Below are 23,624 nucleotides of genomic sequence, written 5' to 3' on the forward strand. Positions count from 1 at the left end.
GTGTCCAGGGTCTTTCTGCCCGACGACGCGGGGCCGATCGACACGTATGTCGACGGGCTCGCCGCGGCCTTGCGCGGGCCGCTCCGCACGCGTGCTGAAATGATCACGGAGGCGCGCCACAGCCTGCAGGACGCGGCCGCCGCCTTCCAGGACGATCTCGGCCTGCCGCCCCTGGACGCCCAGCGCCGCGCGGTGCTCGAGTTCGGCACCCTGGGCGAGGTCGTCCCCGGATACCAGGCCGAGCTGGCCGCCCAGCAGGGCCGCCGCACGGCGACATGGATCGCGCTGGCCCTGCCCCTGGTCAACGTCCTCGCCCCGCTCATGTGGTGGGACAGCCCGTGGAGCGTCGCCAACCACGCCACCCATCTCTACTGGGTGCTCGTGGACCATTTCAAGTACACGTCGTTCCTGGCCGCGGCGGTCGCCGCCCTGGTGGTCCTCGGCTTCTCGTGGGGGAGCCGCTACCTTCGCGACGGCGTACGCTTCACGCGGATCGTCGGCCTGGGCGCGGTCACGTTCCTGGGCCTGCACGGCGTGGTGGGGGCGGTGGTGTTCGGGTTGAGCATCTACCAGTGGCCGGCCGCGGCGACCTGGCCCCCGGTCATCCTGGGCATGCTGGTCAACCTGGCGGCCTTCGGCTACGCGGGCGTGCTGTCGGTTCGCTGCGTCCAGTTCGCCCGTACCGCCCTGCGCAACCGCGTCGCCGTCTGACCTGCCCGTCTCTCTCTTCCGGCACTCTTGCCTGATTCCTTGGCCACGCGTCGATCGCACAGACCCGCTCGATGAGCCGCTCGTGCTCCTCGTCGGGAACCGACATGCTGACCGGCGTGCTCAAGGCGACAGTGCGTGACCCATCAGGTCGGGCGCCGACGTCCCATTTCACGCCTGCGAGGCGTAATCCGGAAGGGATAGCCGAAATTTCGTATTATTTCGGCTTCTGCCGCTTCCGTGGCTTTCTTCCGATTGGCCGGATCAGGTCGTGGCGGGCGGCGGCAGGAGCACCGCGCCGATGGTGGTGGTGAACTCCTGCCAGGCCGTGCGCTCCTCGGCCAGCACCTTGCGGCCCGCGTTGGTCAGCCGGTAGGTCCGCCGCTCCCGCCCGCCGACCGTGGACCAGGCGCTCTCGACGTAGCCGGCCCGCTCGAGGCGGCGCAGGGCCGGGTAGACCGTGCCGGTCGGCAGGGCCAGCGAGCCGCCGCTGCGCTCCTGGAGGGCCTCGATGATCGCGTAACCGTGGCGGGGTTCGCCGTCGAGCACCGCGAGCAGGAGTGCGTCGAGATGCCCGCGTAGCGCGTCCGCCTTCATGTGTAGCGAGTCTACGGGTTAGCTCGCCGCCGCGCCACGGCAGGGGTTTAGGGTTCCAGGCCGTGGGCAGGACCCGTGGCACGCCACACGGATTGGGGAAGCGGACGGGTGCGAAGCATGAGGCGGCGGTCGGACACCGCGCGGGACGTCGAGCTGCAGTGGCCCACCGGCCTGGGAACCGCGCTGGCGATTGCGTCCGGCCGATCTCTGGCGTACCGCCGCGGCGTCCCGCGCGCGGCAGTCGCCGCCCCCCGCTGGACCACGTCGACGGACCGGCCTCCGCGAGCCGGCGCCGAGCCGGGCTCGGAGCCGGGCGAGGGTGCCGAGCCCACCGGCCGGCATGCCCGCCGCGACGAAGAGACGGACGTCGACGCCGGCAGCGGTGCGGACGCCGGGCCGCAACGCGCGACGAGCGGCCGGCATGCCCGCCACGACGACGACGAGGCGAGCGCGGACGCCGGGCCCGGGCCGGGTACGGAGACGGGGCGGCACGCGCGGCGCGATGACGCGACGAGTACGGGCGCGGGTCCGGGGGCGACCGCCGACCGCAACGGGAATGCCGGGACGGGCCGGGGCACCGGGTCGTGGTGGAGTGTCGGGGCGGGCCGGCATGCGCGGCGCGACGCCGCGGCGGTCGTCGACGCCGAGGCCGTGGCCCGCTGGCTCACCGGACAACTGCCGCCCGGGCGGTTCGGCGGCCTCGTGATCGGCTCGCCGCACGGGTCGTCGCTGCACCTGGCCGCGGCGCTCGGGGTGCCGTGGCTGCCCGCCGGGTTCGAGCTGCCCACGCCGGACGTCGTGGCGCGGCGCGGCGATCCGGGGGCGCCGCCGCGGACAACACCGCCGCCGCCCGCGCGGGAGAGCTCGCGGCGCGGCCGGTGCTGGAGGCGAACCCCGACGTCACGGTGCGGCAGGTCTACGACCCCGTGTGGCGGGGCTGGTCGGCGGCCGCGACCGCGTACGCGGTGGTGCGGTGGCGCCGGCTGCCGGGCGCGTACCGCGACCTGATCGCCGAGCGCCTGCGGCCCGGGGCGGCGGTCATCGTGACGCGGGACGTGGGCCGCTGGCTGACGGTGGCGGGCGCCGGCGGGTACGCCTTCCAGCTGGGCGCCCGCGCCTCGGGCCTGAGCCCGGCCGACTACCTCGACCGGCGCGACGCCGCCGTCCTCGGGGAGCAGCCGGCGGACAGCGACGGCGAGCGCAGCGTCGACCGCGCGCTCGTCGAGGACCTCCGGCGCTTCGCGGCCGCGCACGGTCACCCGGTGCGCCAGGTCCTCTACCGCCATCCCGACGTGCTCAGCGCGGCGGTCGCGGACCTTTACCGCGCGTGGCTGCGCGCCGGCGACCGCACCGGCAACCGGCTCGTCGTCGAGTGCGGGCGCCTGCTCGACCCCTGGCACGTGGTGCGGGCGGGGCTGGTGCCCTACTGGTGCGAGTATCCGCTGCGCTCCACGGTCGCGGCGCTGTCCTGGTGGCTCGCCGGCAGCGAACCCTACACCGCCGTCGACGTGCTGCCCGAGCCGCCGGGGGTGCCGCTGCCGACGACCGCGCCGCTGGTCGAGTGGGAGGCGGTGGCCGGCTTCGGGACGCGGCACGCGCTCGTGGACACGCGGTGCGCGCGAGCCTACCCATCCGGCGCCGTGCCCGCCCACCATGCCACGCAGGTGCTGCGGGCCCAGCCTTACGACCTGCCCTACCTGCCGTTCCTCGACGCCGACGCGGCCCTGGCCGAGCTTACCGCGCGCGGCCAGAGCGACGGGCTGCTGGTGCTGTAAGGCCGCCGTAGCAACCGTGCCGGCCGCACAACAACCGCGTCGGTCGCACCACAACCGCGTTGGCCGCATAGTAACCGCGCCTGCTGCACGACAACCGCCGCGCGCGTGGTGCGGGCGGGCGAGTCGAGCAAGGGCCGAGTGGGTCAGCGGGGCTGGATCGGGCGGTGCGGCCAAGCCACGCCGGTAGACGCCTCGCCGGGGCTGTTCCTCATTTCCTCAGGCTAAAGGATGTCTCGTAACTCTGTCGGCGTCTGTTGGCGGATTATGGGGATTCGTCGTATGCGGCCCACCGTGCGTTCCGCTCGGCAACGAACCGCCGTACTTCCTCCGGCACCGGGTCAGGGAAGCGAGGCACCGCCTCGGCGATCTCCTCCACGGCCTCCGCTCCGATGGCGTTCGCGATCGCCTCCCACATCAGCACCCGCACATGGGAAAGCCGGGGGCCGACCCACCACTCTTTGAGGAACTGGTCGAACGTGTGGACATCGGCGTCGCCGCACGCCTCACGGGAGCCGATCCGATCCAGCGAGATGACGACGTTTTCAAGGACCCGAGCCACCTCGATGGCGTGCTCCAATGGAACCACGACAACCGGCTCGTCACGCCTGACGTCCACGCGCACCCCTTCCCGCCAGGCAGACAACGCTACAGCCGCCAAACGACGTCTCGTCACCCGGCGCCGGAAACCGTCCAGTCATCCATGACGATGTCCCGGTGCAGGTGATCTCGGCAGCACACCCGGAGTGGACCGTGCCGTTCACCGGGTTACGCCCGGCCCAGTTCCGCCGGCTGGTGCGCCTCGTCGCCCAACGCGGCGGGGACGCCATCGCCGGCGGACGCCCCGGCCGACAGTGGACGCTGCCACTGGCCGACCGGGTCCTGTTGGTCACCGCCTACTGGCGCACCAACCTGACCATGCGCCAACTCGGGCCCCTGTTCGGGGTGTCGCATTCCGCCGCCCACCGCGTCATCGACAGCCTCGGACCGCTGCTGACTCTGCTGCCGGTCCGCCGTCGACCGGCCAAGCAGATCGCTGTAGTCGACGGCACCCTGATCCCTACCCGCGACCATAGACTGGCCGCCCAGAGCAAGAACTACCGCTACTCGACCAACCTGCAGGTCGCCATCGACGCCAACACCCGCCTGGTGATCGCCCTGGGCGAGCCGCAACCGGGCAACCGCAACGACACCGTCGTCTACCGCACCAACGGCATCCAACAGGCTCTGGCCGGTCGGACCGTGATGGCTGACGGCGGCTACCGAGGCAACCCCGAGGTGATCATCCCGTACCGCAAGCCGCCGGACGGCACCCCGCTACCGGACTGGAAGGAACACCTCAACACCACGCACCGCACCATCCGCGCTCGCATCGAACACACTTTCGCCCGGATGAAGACCTACAAGATCCTGCGCGACTACCGCCGCGCCGCGCACACCCTGGCGCACACCGCCTCAGCGATCGCCCATCTCCACAACATCGCCCTCACCCGATGACGCCGAACCCGCCGCGGAGACCCGAGATCCGAGTTACGAGACATCCTTTAGTGTTGCGTGATCCTGGTGTCGTTACCTCCCATTGTTGTTGACGAGTTGCTTGACGCTGGTCTGGGCCCAGCGGACCTTGGCGAGGATCTCCTCGGTGCTGGCGGTCCAGGTGAAGGGTTTGGCGTCGGTGTTCCAGTGCGCGACGTAGTCGCGGATGCGGACGATGAGGGCGTTGGCAGAGGTGAATGTGCCGCGGCGGATGGACTGGCGGGTGATGAGCCCGAACCAGATCTCGATCATGTTGAGCCAGGAGCTGCCGGTCGGGGTGAAGTGGACCGTGACGTTCGGGTTCGCCGCCAGCCAGGCCCGCACGTCGGGGGTGTCGTGGGTGGACAAGTTGTCCAGGACCACGTGGATTTCTTTCCCGGCATGGGGTTTCACGGCCTTGCGCAGGAACGCTAGGAACCGGGCGCTGTCGCGGACCGGCTGGCAGTCGGCGACGACGTGCCCGGTGGCGACGTCCAGGGCGGCGAACAGGTTGGTGAAGCCATGGCGCTTGTGGTCGTGGGTGCGTTGCTCGGTGACCCCGAAGTCCATGGGCAGCAACGGTTGCGTTCGGTCCAATGATTGGATCTGGGTCTTCTCGTCGATCGAGAGCACGACCGCGCCGCCGGGCGGGGCGAGATACAAGCCGGCAATGTCGGCGACCTTCTCGGCGAAACGCGGGTCCTTCGACAGCTTGAAGGTGCCCTGCCGGTGTGGCTTGAGATCGTTGTCCCGCCACAGTTTCGCCACGTAGTGCCAGGACACCGACACACCCTCGGTCCGTTTGAGGTACGCGGCCAGTTGCCGGCTCGACCAGTGCGACAACCCGGTCTCCACCGGTGGCGTGGCCCGACTCAACGCCAGGACCCGGGCCCGAACCGCGGCCGGCACCTGCTCACGGGGCGCTGCGTGCGATCCATCCGCCAAGCCGGCCAGCCCGTTGCCCGCGTACCTGTCGACCCAACGGTCCACAGTGGGCAGTGACACCCCGGCCAGCGCCGCAACATCCTTCCGACGCCGACCCTCCGCCATCCACAACACGATCCGGGCCCGAGTCGCCACCACCGCTGGCACGTCCCGACTGTTGATCACCGCCCGCAGCTCCGCGGTCTGGGCCTCGGTCAGCATTACACCAGGATCAACGACCGACCCCACATAACACAACCAGCATCACGGAACACTAGTCCACCCGACCTAATCGATCCGGAAAAGTCGGACGGTGCGTGGACGGTGACGCTATGCGGCCGTCGTGTCCTCGGACTTCTCCTTGTTCTTCTGGACCTTGCTGATCACGTCGTGCAGGGGCTTCGTGCCGCTGCCCACCACCACGCCGGTGATGATCGCGTCGATCCACACCGGGATGCCCTGCCAGCCGTCGCCGGCGATGGAGTGCAGCAGGTACAGGCCCCCGGACGACGAGGCTACCGTGGCCAGGGCGACCGCGATGCCCCATGAGATCAGGCCGCGGTTGGCGCGGCCGCGGTCGACCATCGACTTGGCGTGGGCCACCTGGATCAGGTCGTCCAGGGTCGCGTCGTGGTACTTGTTCGCCATGTTCGCCACCGCCTTCTCCAGTTCGCCCTTGGCGTGCTGGCCCGGCATGAAGCGGGCGAACGGCTCCAGGATGCGCTCGACCGCCGTGGCGAAGGCGAACAGCACGCCGAAGAGGGCGGTCGCGTCCGGCAGGTGGATCTCGTCGGCGTTGACGCCCCAGTGGTACAGCGCCCACGAGCCCGCGCCGCCCGCCGCCATCAGCAGGAAGGCCGTGATCAGGGCGCCGATGCTCGCCGGCTGGGTGGCCACCGCGGCGGCCTCGCCGCCGGGAGCCGGGGGCGCCTCGGTGCCGACCGCGGCCAGGGCGGCGCCGACCTCGGCGGCGGGGGGCGTTGCCTGGGCCGGGATGCGCTGCGTGACGTCCTCGGCCAGGGAGGGAGCCGGCGCGAGGTTCTGTGGTGCGACCGTGGCGGCCGCCACGACCCGGTTGCTGGAGGAGCCGAGGACGGCGTTGCGCCGGACCAGTGCCATGCGCGAGAGGCTAGCTCCTGTTGCATCGATGATGATGCAGCGGGGTGTCATCGGATCCGCGCCCGGTTGCATGTAGGGATTACGACAAGCGGCAGGGCCGTCGCTCACCGGGTGAGCAACGGCCCTGCCGAAGATGTTGCTGCCCTGTGATGCATCAAGCGGAGGCCGAGGCCGCGGACGACGCGGACGTCGAGGGGGACGTCGTGGTCGCGGCCGGCGGCGGCAGTGCGCTGCCCTTGACGTACTCGTCCCAGGTCTTGTCCCAGTCGGTCCAGCCGTTGCCCCAGGCGAGCTTGCGGGTCGTGTTCTTCACGATCACGACGTCGCCGATCTTGGTCAGGTTGTACAGGTACTTCGCGTTGGACTCCGAGACGTTCGTGCAGCCGTGCGACACGTTGCGCTTGCCCTGGTCCCCGACCGACCACGGGGCGGAGTGGATGTACTCCCCGCCGCTGGTCATCCGCTGCGTCCAGTAGACGGTCTCGCGGTACGGGTCTTCGGGGTCGGTCCCCACGAACAGCTCGGACTGGTTCTTGTCCATGACCACCATGTTCCCGGAGGACGAGGGGGTCCTGGCCTTGCCGAGGCTGACCGGGAGCGTCTTGATGACCTGGCCGTTCTGCTCCACCGTCATCTGGTGGGTCTGGTCGTCGGTCGTCATGACGATCTTGTCGCCGATGCTGAACGTGCTCGTGACGTCCTTGGTACCCCAGCCGGTCTTGGTGAGCTGGAGCCCGCCGACGGCGAGCCGAACGTTGATCTTGGTGCCGGACTGCCAGTACTCCTTCGTGCGGTAGTGGACCTCACCGCCGTTGAACCAGTACCAGGTGCCGATCTGCGGCGGGTCGGACGTGACGATCAGCCGCTTCTCCACCGAGGCCCGCAGTTCCTGCGGGACGCTGGAGCCGAACCGTACGACGATGGGCATGCCCACGCCGTACGTCTTGTTGTCGGAGACAGCCGTGGAGACGTTGACCGTCTTGCCGGGCTTCCCCATGGTGGTGAACGTGACCTTCTTGCCGGCCGTGTCGCCGGCGGAGGTCACGGTTGCCGTGTACTGCGTGCCGTATTTGAGCTGAGTCGCGGGGATCCAGGCCGTCCCGTCGGCGTTGAGCGCGCCTGTCACCGCGGCCCCCGAGGCGTCCGTCAGCGCGACCTGGGCGTTGGAGCCCGGGGTCGTCTGCAGGGACAGTTCGGTTGCGGTGGAGACGTTGTTCGCGCCGTCGTTGGGAGCGGCGAAGGCCGCCTTCGGCAGCTCGGCGGCGGACGCGGAAGCCGAGGGGCCGCCGGCACTGCTGTCAGCGCCGCTCCATTTCGGCTTGGCCCCGTCGTCGCTGCTGCAGCCCGCAGCGAGGACGACGACGCTGGTCAGAGCGGCGATCGTGGCCAGTGCTCGTGCGGAGACTCCCATGTCCACACCTCCTTCGTTGGGCTAGAGCATGCACCGGTTACGACACCGGTGTATCCCGTGTTAGTGCCACCAGTTCAATGTTCCGGAAAGTGCGTGGTGGCGGGCGATCTTGCCGTGCATCATCGTAGGAAGTAACGGATGACCCAGGCCATCCGCTCCATGGACGTCTTCCGGACTGTCAGAGGTTGCGTGACAGTTCTGTAACGGCGTCCGAACCGGGGTCCGACCTGCCAACTCGTGGGATTTGTCACGATCACGCGCTGTAGGTCTCGCGCCGGTGTACACGGTAGGTTGTGCGGCAACATACGCGGCGGGCGCGCTGGGCATGCGATATGGACTCGAGTATCGATCATGCAACTTGCGCCCGCTCTTCGCGTACACTGGCAAGACCGCTCCTCAGGGCCGACGTTGTCCCGATTTGCACCCGATGACGTCAGCAGGAGGCCCGATGGTGTACCCCGGACCGCAGCAGCAGGGCCTCTACGACCCTGCCTTTGAACACGACGCGTGCGGGGTCGCCTTCGTCGCCGACATACACGGCCGCAGGTCCCACGACGTCGTCTTCAAGGGGCTCTCGGCGCTGCGCCGGATGGATCATCGCGGCGCCCGCGGTGCCGAGCCCAACACGGGCGACGGCGCCGGCATCATGATCCAGATCCCGGACGCGTTCCTGCGCGAGGTCGTGCCGTTCGAGCTGCCCCCCGCCGGGCAATACGCGACCGGCCTGGCCTTCCTGCCCACCGACGACGAGGCCGCCGCCCGCGCGCAGCGGGTGCTGGAGAAGTACGCGCTGGTCGAGGGCGCCCAGGTGCTGGGCTGGCGGGACGTGCCCGTCGACGCCACCGACCTCGGCGCGACCGCGCTGGCCGCCATGCCCCGCATCCGCCAGGTGTTCCTCAGCGCGGAGAAGCTCGGCGCGCCCGGCACCGTGCTCGCGGGCCTGGAGCTCGACCGGGTCGTCTACTGCGTGCGCAAGCAGGCCGAGCGGGAGACGCGGGAGCGGGGCATCCAGCTGTACCTGCCGTCGCTGTCCTGCCGCACGATCACGTACAAGGGCATGCTCACCCCGGATCAGGTCGTGTCGTTCTACCCGGACCTGTCCGACGAGCGGGTCGCCTCGGCGATCGCCCTGGTGCACTCGCGCTTCTCGACGAACACGTTCCCCTCCTGGGAGCTTTCGCACCCGTACCGCATCATCGCCCACAACGGCGAGATCAACACCATCCGCGGCAACCGTAACTGGATGGCCGCCCGCGAGGCGCTGCTGGCCACCGAGAACCTCCCCGGCAACATCCGCCGCCTGTTCCCCATCTGCACGCCGGAGGCGTCGGACTCGGCCAACTTCGACGAGGTCCTCGAGCTGCTGCACCTGGCCGGGCGCAGCCTGCCGCACGCGGTACTGATGATGATCCCGGAGGCCTGGGAGAACGACCCGCGCATGGACTCGCTGCGCCGGGCGTTCTACCGGTTCCACGCGTGCCTCATGGAGCCGTGGGACGGCCCCGCGAGCGTCGCGTTCACCGACGGCACCGTGGTCGGCGCCGTGCTCGACCGCAACGGGCTGCGGCCGGGCCGCTGGTGGCAGACCAGCGACGGCCTGGTGGTGCTGGCCAGCGAGGCCGGCGTGCTCGACCTCGACCCGGCCACCATCGTGGCCAAGGGCCGCTCGGCACCGGGCAAGATGCTGCTGGTCGACACCGCCGCGGGCCGCATCCGCACCGACGACGAGATCAAGGCCGGGCTCGCCTCCGCCGAGCCGTACGAGGAGTGGCTGCACGCCGGCCTCATGGACCTCGACCAGCTGCCCGAGCGCGAGCACGTCGTGTACACGCACGACTCGGTGCAGCGCCGCCAGCAGACGTTCGGCTACACCGAGGAGGAGCTCAAGATCCTCATCGGCCCCATGGCGCGCGCCGGTGCCGAGCCGCTGGGCTCGATGGGCACCGACACCCCGGTCGCCGTGCTCTCCACCCGGCCGCGGCTGATGTACGACTACTTCACCCAGCTCTTCGCGCAGGTCACCAACCCGCCGCTGGACGCGATCCGCGAGGAGCTGGTGACCAGCGTCGCGGCCACCATCGGCCCCGAGGGCAACCTGCTGCGCCCGGGCCCGGCCTCGTGCCGGCAGATCGCCCTGCCGTACCCGGTCATCGACAACGACGACCTGGCCAAGATCCTGCACATCGACGACGACGGCGACCTGCCCGGCTTCAAGGCCGTGCGGGTGTCGGGCCTCTACCCGGTCCGCGACGGCGCGACCGGCCTCAAGCGCCGGCTCGTCGAGATCATGCGCGGCGTCTCCGAGGCGATCGAGGACGGCGTGCGCATCCTGGTGCTGTCCGACCGCGACTCGACCGCCGACCTGGCCCCGATCCCGTCGCTGCTGCTCACCGCGGCCGTCCACCAGCACCTGGTCCGGGAGCAGACCCGCACCCAGGTGTCGCTGGTCGTCGAGTCCGGCGACTGCCGCGAGGTGCACCACGTCGCTCTGCTGTCCGGGTTCGGCGCGTCGGCGGTCAACCCGTACCTCGCCTTCGAAAGCGTCGAGGACCTCATCAACACCGGGTCGCTGCCCGGCCTGGACGCGGACAAGGCGATCCACAACTACGTCAAGGCGCTCGGCAAGGGCGTTCTGAAGATCATGTCCAAGATGGGCATCTCGACCGTCTCGTCGTACTGCGGCGCCCAGGTCTTCGAGGCCGTCGGCCTCGACCCGCGCCTGGTGGAGCGCTACTTCACCGGCACCCCGAGCAAGATCGGCGGGATCGGCCTGGCCGAGGTGCACGCCGAGATCGCCGCCCGGCACTCCCGCGCCTACCCGTCCAACGAGGCCGAGCGGGCGCACCGGCGCCTCGAGGTCGGCGGCGAGTACCAGTGGCGCCGCGAGGGCGAGCTGCACCTGTACAACCCGGAGACGGTGTTCCTGCTGCAGCACGCGACACGCTCGCGGCAGTACGACATCTTCCAGCGCTACACCGCGAAGGTCGACGAGCTGGCGGGCCGGGCCGGGTCGCTGCGCGGCCTGTTCGAGCTGCGCACCGGCGCGCGCCCGGCGGTGCCGATCGACGAGGTCGAGCCGGCCGTCGAGATCGTCAAGCGCTTCGCGACGGGCGCCATGTCGTACGGCAGCATCTCCGCCGAGGCCCACGAGACGCTCGCGATCGCCATGAACAACATCGGCGGCAAGTCCAACACCGGCGAGGGCGGCGAGGACTCGGAGCGGCTGCACGACCCGCGCCGGCGCTCCTCGGTCAAGCAGGTCGCCAGCGGCCGCTTCGGCGTGACGACGGAGTACCTCGTCAACGCCGACGACCTGCAGATCAAGATGGCCCAGGGCGCCAAGCCGGGCGAGGGCGGCCAGCTGCCGGGCAACAAGGTGTGGCCGTGGATCGCCAGGACCCGCCACGCCACGCCCGGCGTCGGGCTCATCTCCCCGCCGCCGCACCACGACATCTACTCCATCGAGGATCTCGCCCAGCTGGTCTTCGACCTCAAGAACGTCAACCCGTCGGCGCGGGTGCACGTCAAGCTGGTCTCCGAGGTCGGCGTCGGCACGGTGGCGGCCGGCGTGGCCAAGACGAAGGCCGACGTGATCCTGATCTCGGGACATGACGGTGGCACCGGTGCCTCGCCGCTGAACTCGCTCAAGCACGCGGGCACGCCGTGGGAGCTGGGCCTGGCCGAGACCCAGCAGACCCTGCTGCTGTCGGGCCTGCGCGACCGGGTCAGCGTCCAGGTCGACGGGCAGCTCAAGACCGGCCGGGACGTGATCATCGCGGCGCTGCTCGGCGCCGAGGAGTACGGCTTCGCCACCGCGCCGCTCATCGTCTCCGGCTGCATCATGATGCGCGTCTGCCACCTCGACACCTGCCCGGTCGGCATCGCCACGCAGAACCCGGTGCTGCGCAAGCGGTTCACCGGCTCGCCCGAGTTCGTCGAGAACTTCTTCTGGTTCCTGGCCGAGGAGGTCCGCGGCTACCTGGCGGAGCTCGGTTTCCGGACCCTCGACGAGGCGATCGGCCACACCGAGCTGCTCGACGTGCGCCCGGCCGTGAACCACTGGAAGGCCGGCGGGCTCGACCTGACCCCGCTGCTGCACGTGCCGCCGCTCGCCGACGACGCCGTCCGGCGCCAGACCACCAAGCAGGACCACCGGCTGGAGCGGGCGCTGGACAACCAGCTCATCGCCGCGGTCTCCCCGGCCCTGGACGCCGGCGAGCCGATCAAGCTGGAGATCCCGGTGCGCAACGAGCACCGCTCAGTCGGGGCGATGCTCGGCGGCGAGGTCGTACGGCGCGTCGGCGGCAACGGCCTGCCCGACGACACCGTGGACATCACGCTGCGCGGCGTGGCCGGGCAGTCCTTCGGCGCCTGGGTGCCCAGCGGTGTCACGCTGCGGCTGCTGGGCGAGGCCAACGACTACGTCGGCAAGGGTCTGTCCGGCGGGCGGCTCATCGTGCGCCCGGACGAGCGGGCGCCGTTCGTCGCCGAGGAGCAGACGATCGGCGGCAACACGGTGCTCTACGGCGCGACCGGCGGCAAGCTGTTCATGCGAGGCCGGGCCGGGGAGCGCTTCGCGGTGCGCAACTCGGGCGCCCTCGCGGTCGTCGAGGGCGTCGGCGACCACGGGTGTGAGTACATGACCGGCGGCACCGTCGTCGTGCTCGGCACCACGGGCCGCAACTTCGCCGCGGGCATGTCCGGCGGCGTGGCGTACGTCTGGAAGCTCGACCGGAGCCTCGTCAACGCGGAGCTGGTCGACCTGCGCGCGGTGAGCGACCCGGAGGCGCTGCGCGGCCACGTGGCCGAGCACCTGGCCGAGACCGGCTCGGCGGTGGCCGAGCGCATGCTGGCCGACTGGGGCGCCGCCCTGGCGGAGTTCACCGAGGTCATGCCGCGCGACTACGAGCGCGCGATGGAGGCGATGCGGGCCGCCGAGGCAGCCGGCCGCGACGTGGATGCGGCTGTGATGGAGGTGGCCCGTGCCTGACCCGAACGGTTTCCTGCGCTACGAGCGGCGGCTGCCGGCCCGGCGGCCGGTGCCGGTGCGGCTGCGGGACTGGCGGGAGGTGTACCCGCCGGCGAGCGACGAGCTCGTCCGGGAACAGGCCAGCCGGTGCATGGACTGCGGCATCCCGTTCTGCCACGACGGCTGCCCGCTGGGCAACCGCATCCCGGACTGGAACGACCTGGTCCGCAGCGGCGACTGGGAGTTCGCGATCGAGGCGCTGCACGCCACGAACAACTTCCCGGAGTTCACCGGCCGGCTCTGCCCGGCCCCGTGCGAGGCGGCCTGCGTGCTGTCCATCGCCGGCGGCCAGGCGGTCACCATCAAGCAGGTCGAGGTCGAGATCATCAACCGCGCGGTGGAGGCCGGCCGGGTCCGGCCCCGCCCGGCGCCCGAGCGCTCCGGCAAGAGCGTCGGCGTGGTCGGCTCCGGCCCGGCCGGGCTCGCCGCCGCCCAGCAGCTGGCCCGCGCGGGGCACGACGTCGTGGTGTACGAGCGCGACGACGAGCTCGGGGGCCTGCTGCGGTACGGCATCCCGGACTTCAAGCTGGAGAAGGTGCACATCGAGCGCCGCCTGGAGCAGCTGCGCGCGGAAGGCGTGCGGTTCCGCACCGGCGTCAACGTCGGCGTCACCGTCTCCGTCGACGAGCTGCGCGCGTCGCACGACGCCCTGCTGCTGGCCTGCGGCGCCCTGGCCGGCCGCGACACTGCCGAGACCCCCGGGCGCGAGCTTCGCGGCATCCACCTCGCGATGGAGCACCTGGTCGAGTCCAACCGGGTCGTCGCCGGCAAGCAGCCCTCCGCGGCCATCACCGCCGAGGGCAAGAACGTCATCATCATCGGCGGCGGCGACACGGCGGCCGACTGCCTCGGCGTCGCCCATCGCCAGGGGGCCCGCTCCGTACTGCAGCTCGACCAGTACCCCACCCCGCCGGAGGACCGCGACGAGTCCCGCGACCCGTGGCCGACCTGGCCGTGGATCCTGCGCAACTACCCCGCCCACGAGGAGGGCGGCGAGCGCGCCTTCGCCGTGGCGGTCACGTCCTTCGAGGGCGACGCCGAGGGCAACCTCACCTCGGTGCGCATCGCCGAGGTCAGCGTCAGCCGCGTCGGCGGCCGCCGCACGGTCACGGTCGTCGAGGGGACCGAGCGCGAGTACCCCGCCGAGCTGGTCCTGCTGGCCATCGGCTTCGAGGGCACCGAGGAGGGCCCGCTGCTGGCCAACCTCGGCCTGACCCGCAACCGCCGCGGCGGCATCGACACCGACAGCACCTGGCAGAGCAGCGCCCCCGGCGTCTTCATCGCCGGCGACATGCACCGCGGCGCGTCCCTGATCGTCTGGGCGATCGCCGAGGGCCGCGCGGCGGCGGCGTCGATCCACGCGTATCTCGGCGGCGACGGCACCCTGCCCTCGCCGGTCGACCCGTCAGCGGTGGCCCTGTCGGCCTGAGGCGCCATTCGGGAGCGGGCTACTTTCACCCGCCCGCTCCCGGGTATGGCCTGTGCTGGCTGCCCGCGAAGACCGCCCGGGCCGCTTCGCCAGCCACCTGAACGTCGCTCCGAGCACCACTGGGCCGCGAAGATCGTTGGCTTCCCGCCGGATCTCGAGAACCATCCCGTACGCCGTGGACGGCCAGATCTCCTGCGGACCCAGCCGATCCCGGCCGAGAACGCGGCATATTGCCCGATCCGGCGACTTCCTCGCCTACGACCGAAACCGGTCCGAGCAGGCCTACAACGACATGGGCGACGCCGTCGTCTTCTTCTACCTGCTGGGCCACGAGCACGGCCACGGCATCCAGCAGCGCGGACTGCTTTAGCCGGCGCCGCGATCCGCACCGGCGGCCTGCCCCTGGGGATCTCGGCGCGCGACCCGTGTTCTGCGACCTGCCCACCCGATCCGTATCCACCTCTCCACCACTCCTTCCTGGCCCCCGTTCGCGTGACCCCGTTGATGAAGCGTTCCCGCACCGCTCAGCGGTTCGTTGGCGAGCGCCCGGTTTGCGCGTTGTGCAGGAAGTCCGCTTGGGGGTCGTCGGGCGGGAGAGGGCTCCGGTACGGTCACCGTGTTCGATGCGCATCGTGGCGGGGAGGGCGCGATGAGTGAACACAGCAGCGGCTTCGTCGTCGACCCGAGGGCCCTGGAGACCTTCGGCCTCGACTTCCAGCACGACCTGGACGCACACCTGTCCTCGGAGAAGGTCCAGACCCTGCACATCTTCTCGGAGGCTCAGCTGTTCGGCTCGGGCACCGCGAGCCCTGACGTCCACCAAGCGGCGACGGACTATCGCAGCAAGCTGCTGGAGCTGTTCGACACGATGGATGCGTTGCTGCACGAGGGTGCGGTCATGGCTCGTGCCGCGCAAGCCATCGCGAATGCGTACGCAGAGGCGGATGCGATCTCTGATGACGACGTGCACAGGGCGGTCGGCGTGGCACAGCAGCAGACCGACGCGGATGCCCTTGTTGTTGATCCGGTCACGGGAAGGCCGGTTTGATGTCGGAGACGTATGCGAAGTACCGACTGCCGGATCTGTGGAAGTCTGTCGCGGCAGAGGACCCCGAGGCCGGGTTTGCGCATGTCAACGCCCTAAACCGGCTTCGCGTCGCGCTTGAGCAACAGCGCGACAACCTTAGGATTCACCGGGATCGCCTCGTCGAGGGCTGGCCCCCGGAACGCAGCGAGGCGGCGGCCACGTTTGTGGACCGGATCAACGGCTTGATCGACGTGTTGACCGCCACGGCCGGCGCAACCGGGCGGATCTGCGTCGGTGTCGATGAGGCGTACTCGGCCATGCGAGAGGTTCGGCGTCAACTGGAGTCGATGATGGCCCAGTACTCGAAACGTCCTGCGGGCGCCGGCCTGACGGTTTCGAATGCCGGCAATCCCCAACTCGACCAGCAAGCCCGCGATGCCTACATTGCTGCGGATGCCAAGGTTGTCAGGGCGTCTGTGCTGATCAATTCTGGTATCGCCTGGCACTACCAGAAAGAAGACTCTCGCGAACTGGCGAGCACGGATCAGTCTGGCGTAGCCGGTCCTGGCAGTAGCGGAGGGTCGCATACGTCAGGCCAAAACGCGCAGTCGGCGATGCTTCGAGCACCCGTGTTCGATCCGCCGGTTCCGTCCGGGGCGGATGACGGCTCCAGCGCATTCGAGGGCGGTCGAGTTCGCGGCGACGATGGCCTGATGCTCACCGGGGGATCCGGTGTTCAGCCGGCGTCGGCTGGCACCTCCGTGCCGACATCGGTGCCAGGTCCGACCGGGCTGATCATTGGAAACGACGGTGCGAAGACTGGCAGTCCAGCAGTCGGGCGAGTCGACCCCTTCGCGCTTCCGCCAGGCAGCGTGATCGGTACATCACGGCCGACTGGCCCAGGCGGAAGCCAGCCGGGTGCTGTTCCGATGGCTGGCCCGGGCTCGCGAACGAATCCGACCGCAACGTCACGTCGGTCGGCTGCAGGACGATCGATCGGCCAGCCGGACGCGGGCGGGGCGCGAGGAAACGGTCCCGCAAGCGGTGGCTACCGGGATCGATCTTTCGAGTCCTATGTTGAGCGTCGGCGGTCGAAGCACACCGAAGGCGAGGAGCTGTGGTCGGTCGAGGAAGGGGTGCCGCCGGTGATCGATGTGGCGACTGAGCGGCCCCATGATCCTGGTCCAGGTGTGATCGGGATGGACCGTTGATCGGCAGGGCCTGGCGAGCCGTGGTGAGCATGGCGACCACCGCATTAGTTCTGTTAGTGGTTGCAAATCCGGCGGTTGCCGACAGTATTCGGGATCAAGAATGGCACCTTGCCGCCCTTCGGATTCCGGAGGCGCAGCAGGTCAGCCAGGGTGAAGGCGTGGTTGTTGCTGTAGCGGACACCGGCGTTGACGACAGGCATGCAGAGCTTGCCGGGGCTGTTTTGCCGGGCAAGGGTTTTGGCGAGGGCAACAACAGCGACGGCCGGGTCGATCGAATCGGTCACGGAACCGCGATGGCGGGCCTCATTGCTGGGCGTGGCCTTCCGAATGGTGGTGGGGTTCTCGGGGTCGCGCCGAAGGCGATGGTTCTTCCGCTTCAGACGCTCAGCCGCGACGACGGATTCGGCTCCCCGTTGCCACTCGCATCCGGCATTGACTGGGCTGTTGACCGAGGCGCCAAAGTCATCTGTATCGCTGCAGCGACTGACGAAGACGAGCATGTCCAGCAAGCCGTCGAACGCGCGTTGCGATCTGATGTTGTTGTGGTCGCTGCCGCCGGCAACAAGCCAGATTCGACCTCTATTGCGTTTCCGGCAAGGGTGCCGGGTGTATTGGCTGTCGGTGGAACCGATAGCGCCGGGGATCATGCGGACATCTCGGCGACCGGTGCGGAGATGGTTGTTGCCGCCCCTGCAGTCAAGATTGTCTCCACGAGCCCGTCTGGCAGGTACTCGGTCGGCACTGGGACGAGCGATGCGACGGCGATTGTTTCCGGAGTTGTGGCGCTGGTGCGGGCCAAGTACCCGAACCTGTCTGGCCCCGAGGTGGTGCGCCGGATCACGGCTACGGCAACCGACAAGGGGAGACCGGGGCGAGACGACGAGTTCGGGTATGGCATCGTCAATCCTGTCGCCGCATTGACCGCCGATGTGTCGCCGGCCTCGCCTTCTGTTGATGGAAGTTCGTCGGTCGGAGCGCCGCCGTCCGATGCTGCCGGCCCGGGCGACTCCGGTGGCAGCGCGGTGAAGTGGGCTTTCGGTGGTGGGGTTCTCGTTGTGCTGCTCGCGGGGCTGGGGCTGTTGTTGCGGGCCAGGGCGCGGCAGTAGACCGGGCCAGTGTTGCTTTGAGTTTCAGCGTTGGTCACCCGGCCTCGGCGTGTGGGGATCACCCCTCGCGGGTAGGGCGCGCAGAATGCGGGATACGGTCCTTGACACGCTCGTGCTGCTGGGGATTGCGCTTGGAGCTGCGTTTCTGGCGTTGCTGGCGGTACATGTTCTGCACAAGCTTCTGGCTCGGGCCGGGCGGCGCTCGGCGCTGGTCACCGAGTTGGCGCTGCGGGCGCATCGGCCCACGCAGTGGGTCGTGGTGCTGTGCGCCGTGTACTTCACGGTGCGGGCCACGGCCGCTGGGGCTTCGTGGCGGCACGCGTTTCTGCACGCCGATCAGCTGATCATCATCGCGGCCGGGGCGTGGCTGATCGGGGCGTTGCTCGTCGTGGGCGAGGACGCGGCTCTCGCGCGGTTCCGGACCGATGTGCCCGACAACCGTACGGCTCGGCGTGTCCATACCCAGGTTGTCATGATCCGGCGGGTCACCGTGGCCGTGATCGCCGTGATCGCCGGGGCCGTCATGCTCATGACGTTTCCGCAGGCGCGGCTGGTGGGGACATCCGTGCTGGCCAGCGCCGGGTTTGCCGGCATCCTCGCCGGGCTGGCGGCCCAGAGCGTGTTGCGCAACGTGTTCGCGGGGCTGCAGCTGGCGTTTTCGGACGCGGTGCGGCTCGGGGACGTGGTGATCGTCGAGAAGGAGTGGGGGCGGGTCCAGGAGATCACGCTGTCGTACGTCGTCGTGCACGTCTGGGACGACCGGCGTCTGATCCTTCCTACCTCGTACTTCACCGAGAAACCGTTCGAGAACTGGACCCGGACCGATTCCGCGCTGCTCGGGGCCGTCATGTTCGACGTCGACTGGTGGCTGCCGGTGCCGGAGATGCGCGAAGAACTCCGGCGCGCGCTGGAGTCCACCGATCTGTGGGACGGGCGGGTGTCGGTCCTGCAGGTCGTCGAGGCTACCGGCAGCGCGATGCAGCTGCGGGCGCTGGTCAGCGCGACGGACGCGCCGAAGTTGTGGGACCTGCGATGCTTCATACGCGAGCACCTCGTGGCCTGGCTGCGTGACTCGCACCCGACGGCGCTGCCGCGCGTGCGGGCGGAGGTGACCTCGGCGATGCCGCTGCACGCCACGCTCACCGGGCAGACGGTCACCACCGACGGGGACTCGCGGGTGTTCAGCCACAGCGTCGACGGGCGTGCCCGGGCCGAGGCGTTCACCGGGCCGGAGTTGTGATCGGAAAAAGATGGAAAAGTCCGACAAGTTCGCCAGCGCCTGCACCGCGCGCGGCGGGGCGCGCCGGGATCGCGGTAGGTGGTGCGGGATGGGCGTGGGCGGTGCGGGATTGAGCGTGGGCGGTGCGGGATGGCTGTGGGCGGTGCGGCGGCCCAGGTGGGGACTGTGAGACAGGCGGTGAGCGGCCGCGCCGCCGTCAGCCGAGCGGGGGTCACCGCTGGTGTTCGGGTGCACGGGCGCGGCCTGTGGGCGGTGCAGGGTGGACATCGGGCCAGTAGCGGGGAAAGCCTGCGTGGACGGAGTCTCAACTGATGGCGGCGTGGCTGGGGCAGCGGATACGCCCCGTGGCGGAGGGACTAGCCTCAGGGATGTGACTCGACGCGCCAAAATCGTCTGTACGCTCGGCCCCGCCACATCATCGGCTGAGCGGCTCCGTGGCCTTGTCGACGCCGGGATGGACGTCGCGCGGCTCAACTTCAGCCACGGCAGCCACGAGGACCACGCCTCGGTGTACAACCTCGTTCGGGAGGCCGCCATCGGCGCCGGCCGCCCCGTGGGCATCCTTGCGGACCTGCAGGGTCCGAAGATCCGCCTCGGCCGCTTCGCCGATGGTCCGCACGAGTGGCGGACCGGCGACACCGCGGTCATCACCAGTGACGACGTCGTCGGCACCGCCGACCGGGTGTCGTGCACGTACAAGAAGCTTCCCCAGGAGGTCAAGGCCGGCGACCGGCTGCTCATCGACGACGGCAAGGTCGCCGTCGAGGTGACCGCCGTCACCGGCAACGACATCACCGTCCTCGTGACCGAGGGCGGCATGGTCTCCAACAACAAGGGTGTCTCGCTGCCGAACGTGGCCGTGAGCGTGCCCGCGCTGTCGGACAAGGACGCCGAGGACCTGCGCTTCGCGCTGCGCCTGGGCGTGGACTGGATCGCGCTGTCCTTCGTGCGCTCGCCGGACGACATCAAGCTCGTCCACGAGATCATGGCGGAGGAGGGCATCCGCCGCCCGGTGCTGGCGAAGGTCGAGAAGCCCGAGGCGGTCGCCTCGCTCGAGGCCATCGTCGGCGCCTTCGACGGCGTCATGGTCGCTCGGGGCGACCTGGGCGTGGAGATGCCGCTGGAGCAGGTGCCGCTGGTGCAGAAGCGCGCGGTGCAGTTGTGCCGCGAGCAGGCCAAGCCGGTCATCGTCGCGACCCAGATGCTCGACTCGATGATCGAGAACGCGCGGCCGACCCGGGCCGAGGCCTCGGACGTGGCCAACGCGGTGCTCGACGGCGCCGACGCGGTGATGCTGTCGGGGGAGACGAGCGTCGGGAAGTATCCCATCCTGACGGTCTCCACGATGGCGCGCATCGTCGCCACCACCGAGGGTGGCGCGCTCACCGTGCCGCGCCTGCAGCACGACCCCCGCACCAAGGGTGGCGCGCTCACCTCGGCCGCGTCGAACATCGCCCGCAACATCGGTGCGAAGGCGCTCGTCGCGTTCTCCCAGACGGGTGACACGGTCCGCCGCCTCGCCCGCCTGCACTGCGAGCTGCCGCTGCTGGCCTTCACCCCGGAGCCGACGGTCCGCAACCAGCTCACCCTCAGCTGGGGCGTGCAGACCTTCGACGTGCCGTTCGTGGAGCACACGGACGAGATGTTCAAGCAGGTCGACCTGGCCCTCGTCGGGCTGCCGTGGCTCGCGCCCGGCGACGACGTGGTCATCGTCGCCGGCTCACCGCCCGGAACCCCGGGCTCGACCAACACGCTGAGGGTGCACCAGCTGGGAGGACTCTCACAGGACTGAAGCGACCCGGCGGGCCGCCGCTTGCGTAGATTGTCCGTGTGAGCGAACTGGCTGGCGGACAGGACGCGGTGGACGAGCTCGTCCGGCTCCTGGACCTGGAAGCGCTGGGGGACGACCGGTTCCTGGGCATGAGCCCGCCGGACGGCCCCCAGCGCGTTTTCGGCGGCCAGGTGGCGGGCCAGGCCCTGGTCGCCGCCGGCCGTACGGTGGACCGCGAGCGCCGCGTCCACTCGCTGCACGGCTACTTCGTGCGCCCGGGCGATCCGGACGTGCCCATCACGTACACCGTGGAGAACATCCGCGACGGCCGCTCCTTCTCGGTGCGCCGCTCGGTCGCGGAGCAGCACGGCGAGGTGATCTTCTTCATGTCCGCCTCCTTCCACCGCCCGGAGGAGGGCCTGGACCACGCGGAGCCGGCCCCGGCCGACGTGCCCCCGCCGGACGAGGTGCCGACGATGATGGAGCGCCTGGCGAAGTACGAGGAGCGCTCCGGCATCTGGTCCCTCGTGCCGAAGCCGATCGACGTGCGTTACGTCGGCGAGCCCGGCTGGGTCCCCGCCGGCGACCGGCCGGCCGAGTCCCGCCAGCGCGTCTGGATGCGCCTGGCCGGCAAGCTGCCCGACGACCCGGTCCTGCACACGTGCGTGCTCACGTTCGCCTCGGACCTGACCCTGCTCGACTCGGTGCTGTCCACGCACGGCGCCGTGTGGGGCCCGGGCGGCTTCGTCGGCGCGAGCCTCGACCACGCGATGTGGTTCCACCGCCCGTTCCGCGCCGACGAGTGGTTCCTCTACGACAGCTCCAGCCCGTCGGCCTCCGGTGCCCGGGGCCTGGCCACGGGGCGGATGTTCACGCTGGACGGCCGCCACATCGCCACGGCCGTGCAGGAGGGTCTGTTGCGGCGCGTGGGAGGATGAGCATATGCGCCTTTCGGCCCGAGTTGACTACGCGCTGCGCGCGGTGGCGGAGCTGGCGGCCAGCTCCGCCGACGCCAAACTGGTAACCGCGGATCGCCTGGCGACCGCCCAGCAGATTCCGCCGAAGTTCCTGGAGAGCATCCTGCTCCAGTTGCGCCGCGGCGGCGTCGTCGTGGCCCAGCGCGGCCCCGAGGGCGGCTACCGCCTGGCCCGTCCGGCCGGCGACATCTCCCTGGCCGAGGTCATCCGCGTCATCGACGGCCCGCTGGCCAATGTGCGAGGCCAGCGCCCGGAGGAGCTGGGCTACCACGGTGCCGCGCAGGCGCTGCAGGACGTCTGGATCGCGCTGCGCGCCAACGAGCGGCTGATCCTGGAGACGGTCACGATCGAGGACGTCGTGACGGGCGAGCTGCCCGAGCGGGTCCGCGACCTGGTCGCCGATCCGCGGGCCTGGGTGTAGACGCGCCGGGACTCCAAGTCGCTATTTTCTATCGGATAAATAGGAGATAGCATCGGGCCGTGATTGTTGTCGTGTCTGGGAACCCGCGGCCCGACTCGCGGACGTTGCACCTCGCCGAGGCGGTCGGGGGCGCGCTCGCCGCCCGGCTCGGCCGGCCGGCACCGCTGACCGTCGACGTGGCGGAGCTCGGCGCGCGCCTGCTGCAGTCCGGCGACGAGGCGGTCGCGGAGGCGCTCGCGACGCTGCGGCGGGCGAGCCTGCTGGTGGTGGCGACGCCGACGTACAAGGGCAGCTACACCGGCGTGCTCAAGGTGCTGCTGGATCAGCTCCCGGCGGACGCTCTGCGGGGCATCGCGGCCGTCAGCGTGGTCACCGCGGGCGTGCAGCCCCAGGCCGACGCGGCCACGCGGCACCTGCGGGAGCTGCTCGGCGAGCTCGGCGCCACGCCCGTCGAGCCGGGCCTGGCGCTCGCCGAGCCGGAGCTGGCCGACGCGGGCACCGCCGTCGCCGGATACGTCACGCGGATCGCCGGCTCCTTCGCCGCCGGCGTCTAGCGTCAGTTGTGCTGCGCGGCCGCGGCGCTCACGAGCGAGAGGGACTCCTCGGGGGCGGCGTGGTCGCTGAGCACATTGAGGGAGCGGGCGATGCTGACCAGCGCGTAGGTCTGCGTCACCCGCAGCGTCCGGTCCATCTCCAGGTCGTCGGCCATGTCCAGCTCGGCGCGGATGCTGTGCAGGAAGCCCTCGGCGGCCTGCAGATACGGGTCGTGCGCTTTCGACATAACCCGAGCGTAGGTCCGCCCGGGCCCGTCGTGGCGCGAATCGGGGTTATCTCGGCTGCCAGGCGGCCGGGGGCGTGGTCAGCCGGCGGACGTGGGCCGGCATGCGGCCGCGGACCACGTCGGCCAGGCTCACCTCGTCCAGGACGTTGCGCACCGCCGCCCGGACCGCCACCCACAGCTGCTGGAGGTGTTCGGCGGTGCCGGAGTACATGGCCTCCTCCGGGCGCACGCCCCGCACCTCCGCCAGCGGGCCGTCCACCGCGCGCAGGACGTCGCCGACCATGATCTCGGAGGGCTGCCGGGTCAGGACGTAGCCGCCGTCGACGCCGCGCTGGCCGCGGACCAGGCCCGCGCGGCGCAGGTCGCCCAGGACGGCCTCGAGAAACTTTCTGGGCATGTCCTGTTCGTCGGCGAGTCCGGCGGCCGAAACCACCGCCGGGTAGGCCGCCGCGAGCCCCAGGGAGGCGCGTACCGCGTAGTCCCCGCGCGCCGAGATGTGCATCGAAAGACTGCCTTTCCGGCCGGGCTGGTGAGGAAGGTTTGTCCGATAACAATGTAGGGTGCCCGTTCGCGGGAGATCGCCGGG

21 protein-coding genes are annotated in these 23,624 nt (G+C 70.3%); 14 read left to right on the forward strand and 7 right to left on the reverse strand.

Annotated features, from left to right (window positions below):
- Positions 1–711, forward strand: a complete 711-nt coding sequence (locus tag ACQPY0_RS10310; protein ID WP_432987268.1) for a permease prefix domain 1-containing protein — start codon at positions 1–3, stop codon at positions 709–711.
- 261 nt (positions 712–972) lie between these two features.
- On the opposite strand, the gene ACQPY0_RS10315 is transcribed toward ACQPY0_RS10310, so the two are convergent.
- Positions 973–1,305, reverse strand: coding sequence for a PadR family transcriptional regulator (locus ACQPY0_RS10315; protein WP_432987270.1), 333 nt, complete (start codon positions 1,303–1,305; stop codon positions 973–975).
- A gap of 878 nt (positions 1,306–2,183) precedes the next feature.
- Between ACQPY0_RS10315 and ACQPY0_RS10320 the strand changes: the two genes are divergently transcribed.
- Entirely contained in the window at positions 2,184–3,080 is an 897-nt protein-coding gene (locus tag ACQPY0_RS10320) for a hypothetical protein (RefSeq protein ID WP_432987272.1), read from the forward strand.
- Positions 3,081–3,342: 262 nt separating this feature from the next.
- Here ACQPY0_RS10320 and ACQPY0_RS10325 read toward each other — a convergent pair whose 3' ends face one another.
- Positions 3,343–3,666 (reverse strand): hypothetical protein, encoded by a 324-nt coding sequence (locus ACQPY0_RS10325; RefSeq protein WP_432995152.1) that lies wholly within the window; start codon positions 3,664–3,666, stop codon positions 3,343–3,345.
- Between the two features lie 128 nt (positions 3,667–3,794).
- On the opposite strand from ACQPY0_RS10325, the gene ACQPY0_RS10330 reads away from it, so the two are divergent.
- Positions 3,795–4,574: a transposase family protein gene (locus tag ACQPY0_RS10330; protein WP_432987274.1), complete on the forward strand. Its 780-nt coding sequence runs from the start codon at positions 3,795–3,797 to the stop codon at positions 4,572–4,574.
- 72 nt (positions 4,575–4,646) lie between these two features.
- Here the strand turns inward: ACQPY0_RS10330 and ACQPY0_RS10335 are convergent, their stop codons facing one another.
- The 3 genes from ACQPY0_RS10335 to ACQPY0_RS10345 form a co-directional block, all read right to left on the reverse strand.
- Positions 4,647–5,738: an IS630 family transposase gene (locus ACQPY0_RS10335; RefSeq protein WP_432987276.1), complete on the reverse strand. Its 1,092-nt coding sequence runs from the start codon at positions 5,736–5,738 to the stop codon at positions 4,647–4,649.
- Between the two features lie 108 nt (positions 5,739–5,846).
- Positions 5,847–6,635, reverse strand: a complete 789-nt coding sequence (locus tag ACQPY0_RS10340) for a hypothetical protein (RefSeq protein WP_432987278.1) — start codon at positions 6,633–6,635, stop codon at positions 5,847–5,849.
- 154 nt (positions 6,636–6,789) lie between these two features.
- On the reverse strand, positions 6,790–8,046 hold the full coding sequence (locus ACQPY0_RS10345) for an Ig-like domain-containing protein (protein ID WP_432987280.1): 1,257 nt from the start codon (positions 8,044–8,046) through the stop codon (positions 6,790–6,792).
- 448 nt (positions 8,047–8,494) lie between these two features.
- Between ACQPY0_RS10345 and gltB the strand changes: the two genes are divergently transcribed.
- From gltB to ACQPY0_RS10400, 11 genes are all read left to right on the forward strand, one after another.
- Positions 8,495–13,036, forward strand: coding sequence for a glutamate synthase large subunit (gltB, locus tag ACQPY0_RS10350; RefSeq protein WP_432987282.1), 4,542 nt, complete (start codon positions 8,495–8,497; stop codon positions 13,034–13,036).
- A complete protein-coding gene (locus tag ACQPY0_RS10355) occupies positions 13,029–14,504 on the forward strand; it encodes a glutamate synthase subunit beta (protein ID WP_432987283.1) in 1,476 nt (491 codons plus the stop codon). The genes gltB and ACQPY0_RS10355 overlap by 8 nt, the downstream gene beginning before the upstream one ends.
- Before the next feature lie 175 nt (positions 14,505–14,679).
- A complete protein-coding gene (locus tag ACQPY0_RS10360) occupies positions 14,680–14,874 on the forward strand; it encodes a hypothetical protein (RefSeq protein ID WP_432987285.1) in 195 nt (64 codons plus the stop codon).
- A 279-nt stretch (positions 14,875–15,153) separates the two neighbouring features.
- Positions 15,154–15,552: a hypothetical protein gene (locus ACQPY0_RS10365; RefSeq protein WP_432987287.1), complete on the forward strand. Its 399-nt coding sequence runs from the start codon at positions 15,154–15,156 to the stop codon at positions 15,550–15,552.
- On the forward strand, positions 15,552–16,742 hold the full coding sequence (locus tag ACQPY0_RS10370) for a hypothetical protein (protein ID WP_432987289.1): 1,191 nt from the start codon (positions 15,552–15,554) through the stop codon (positions 16,740–16,742). The genes ACQPY0_RS10365 and ACQPY0_RS10370 overlap by 1 nt, the downstream gene beginning before the upstream one ends.
- A gap of 29 nt (positions 16,743–16,771) precedes the next feature.
- The gene (locus ACQPY0_RS10375) at positions 16,772–17,848 is read left to right on the forward strand and encodes a S8 family serine peptidase (protein WP_432995154.1); all 1,077 of its coding nucleotides are present in this window, start codon (positions 16,772–16,774) and stop codon (positions 17,846–17,848) included.
- Between the two features lie 85 nt (positions 17,849–17,933).
- Complete coding sequence (locus ACQPY0_RS10380) at positions 17,934–19,088, forward strand: mechanosensitive ion channel family protein (protein ID WP_432987291.1); 1,155 nt, start codon at positions 17,934–17,936, stop codon at positions 19,086–19,088.
- A gap of 370 nt (positions 19,089–19,458) precedes the next feature.
- A complete protein-coding gene (pyk, locus tag ACQPY0_RS10385) occupies positions 19,459–20,880 on the forward strand; it encodes a pyruvate kinase (protein ID WP_432987293.1) in 1,422 nt (473 codons plus the stop codon).
- A gap of 47 nt (positions 20,881–20,927) precedes the next feature.
- Complete coding sequence (locus ACQPY0_RS10390; protein ID WP_432995156.1) at positions 20,928–21,797, forward strand: acyl-CoA thioesterase; 870 nt, start codon at positions 20,928–20,930, stop codon at positions 21,795–21,797.
- Between the two features lie 4 nt (positions 21,798–21,801).
- The gene (locus ACQPY0_RS10395; RefSeq protein ID WP_432987295.1) at positions 21,802–22,257 is read left to right on the forward strand and encodes an RrF2 family transcriptional regulator; all 456 of its coding nucleotides are present in this window, start codon (positions 21,802–21,804) and stop codon (positions 22,255–22,257) included.
- Between the two features lie 59 nt (positions 22,258–22,316).
- Positions 22,317–22,811: an NADPH-dependent FMN reductase gene (locus ACQPY0_RS10400; RefSeq protein WP_432987297.1), complete on the forward strand. Its 495-nt coding sequence runs from the start codon at positions 22,317–22,319 to the stop codon at positions 22,809–22,811.
- A 2-nt stretch (positions 22,812–22,813) separates the two neighbouring features.
- Here ACQPY0_RS10400 and ACQPY0_RS10405 read toward each other — a convergent pair whose 3' ends face one another.
- Both ACQPY0_RS10405 and ACQPY0_RS10410 read right to left on the reverse strand, forming a co-directional pair.
- Complete coding sequence (locus ACQPY0_RS10405) at positions 22,814–23,038, reverse strand: hypothetical protein (RefSeq protein ID WP_432987299.1); 225 nt, start codon at positions 23,036–23,038, stop codon at positions 22,814–22,816.
- 46 nt (positions 23,039–23,084) lie between these two features.
- Positions 23,085–23,540 carry an RrF2 family transcriptional regulator gene (locus ACQPY0_RS10410; protein WP_223102116.1) on the reverse strand — a complete coding sequence of 152 codons (456 nt, stop codon included), beginning with the start codon at positions 23,538–23,540 and terminating at the stop codon, positions 23,085–23,087.
- Positions 23,541–23,624: the final 84 nt, after the last annotated feature.

The sequence above is a fragment of the Dactylosporangium sp. CA-233914 genome, assembly GCF_050942935.1.
GTDB lineage: Bacteria > Actinomycetota > Actinomycetes > Mycobacteriales > Micromonosporaceae > Dactylosporangium.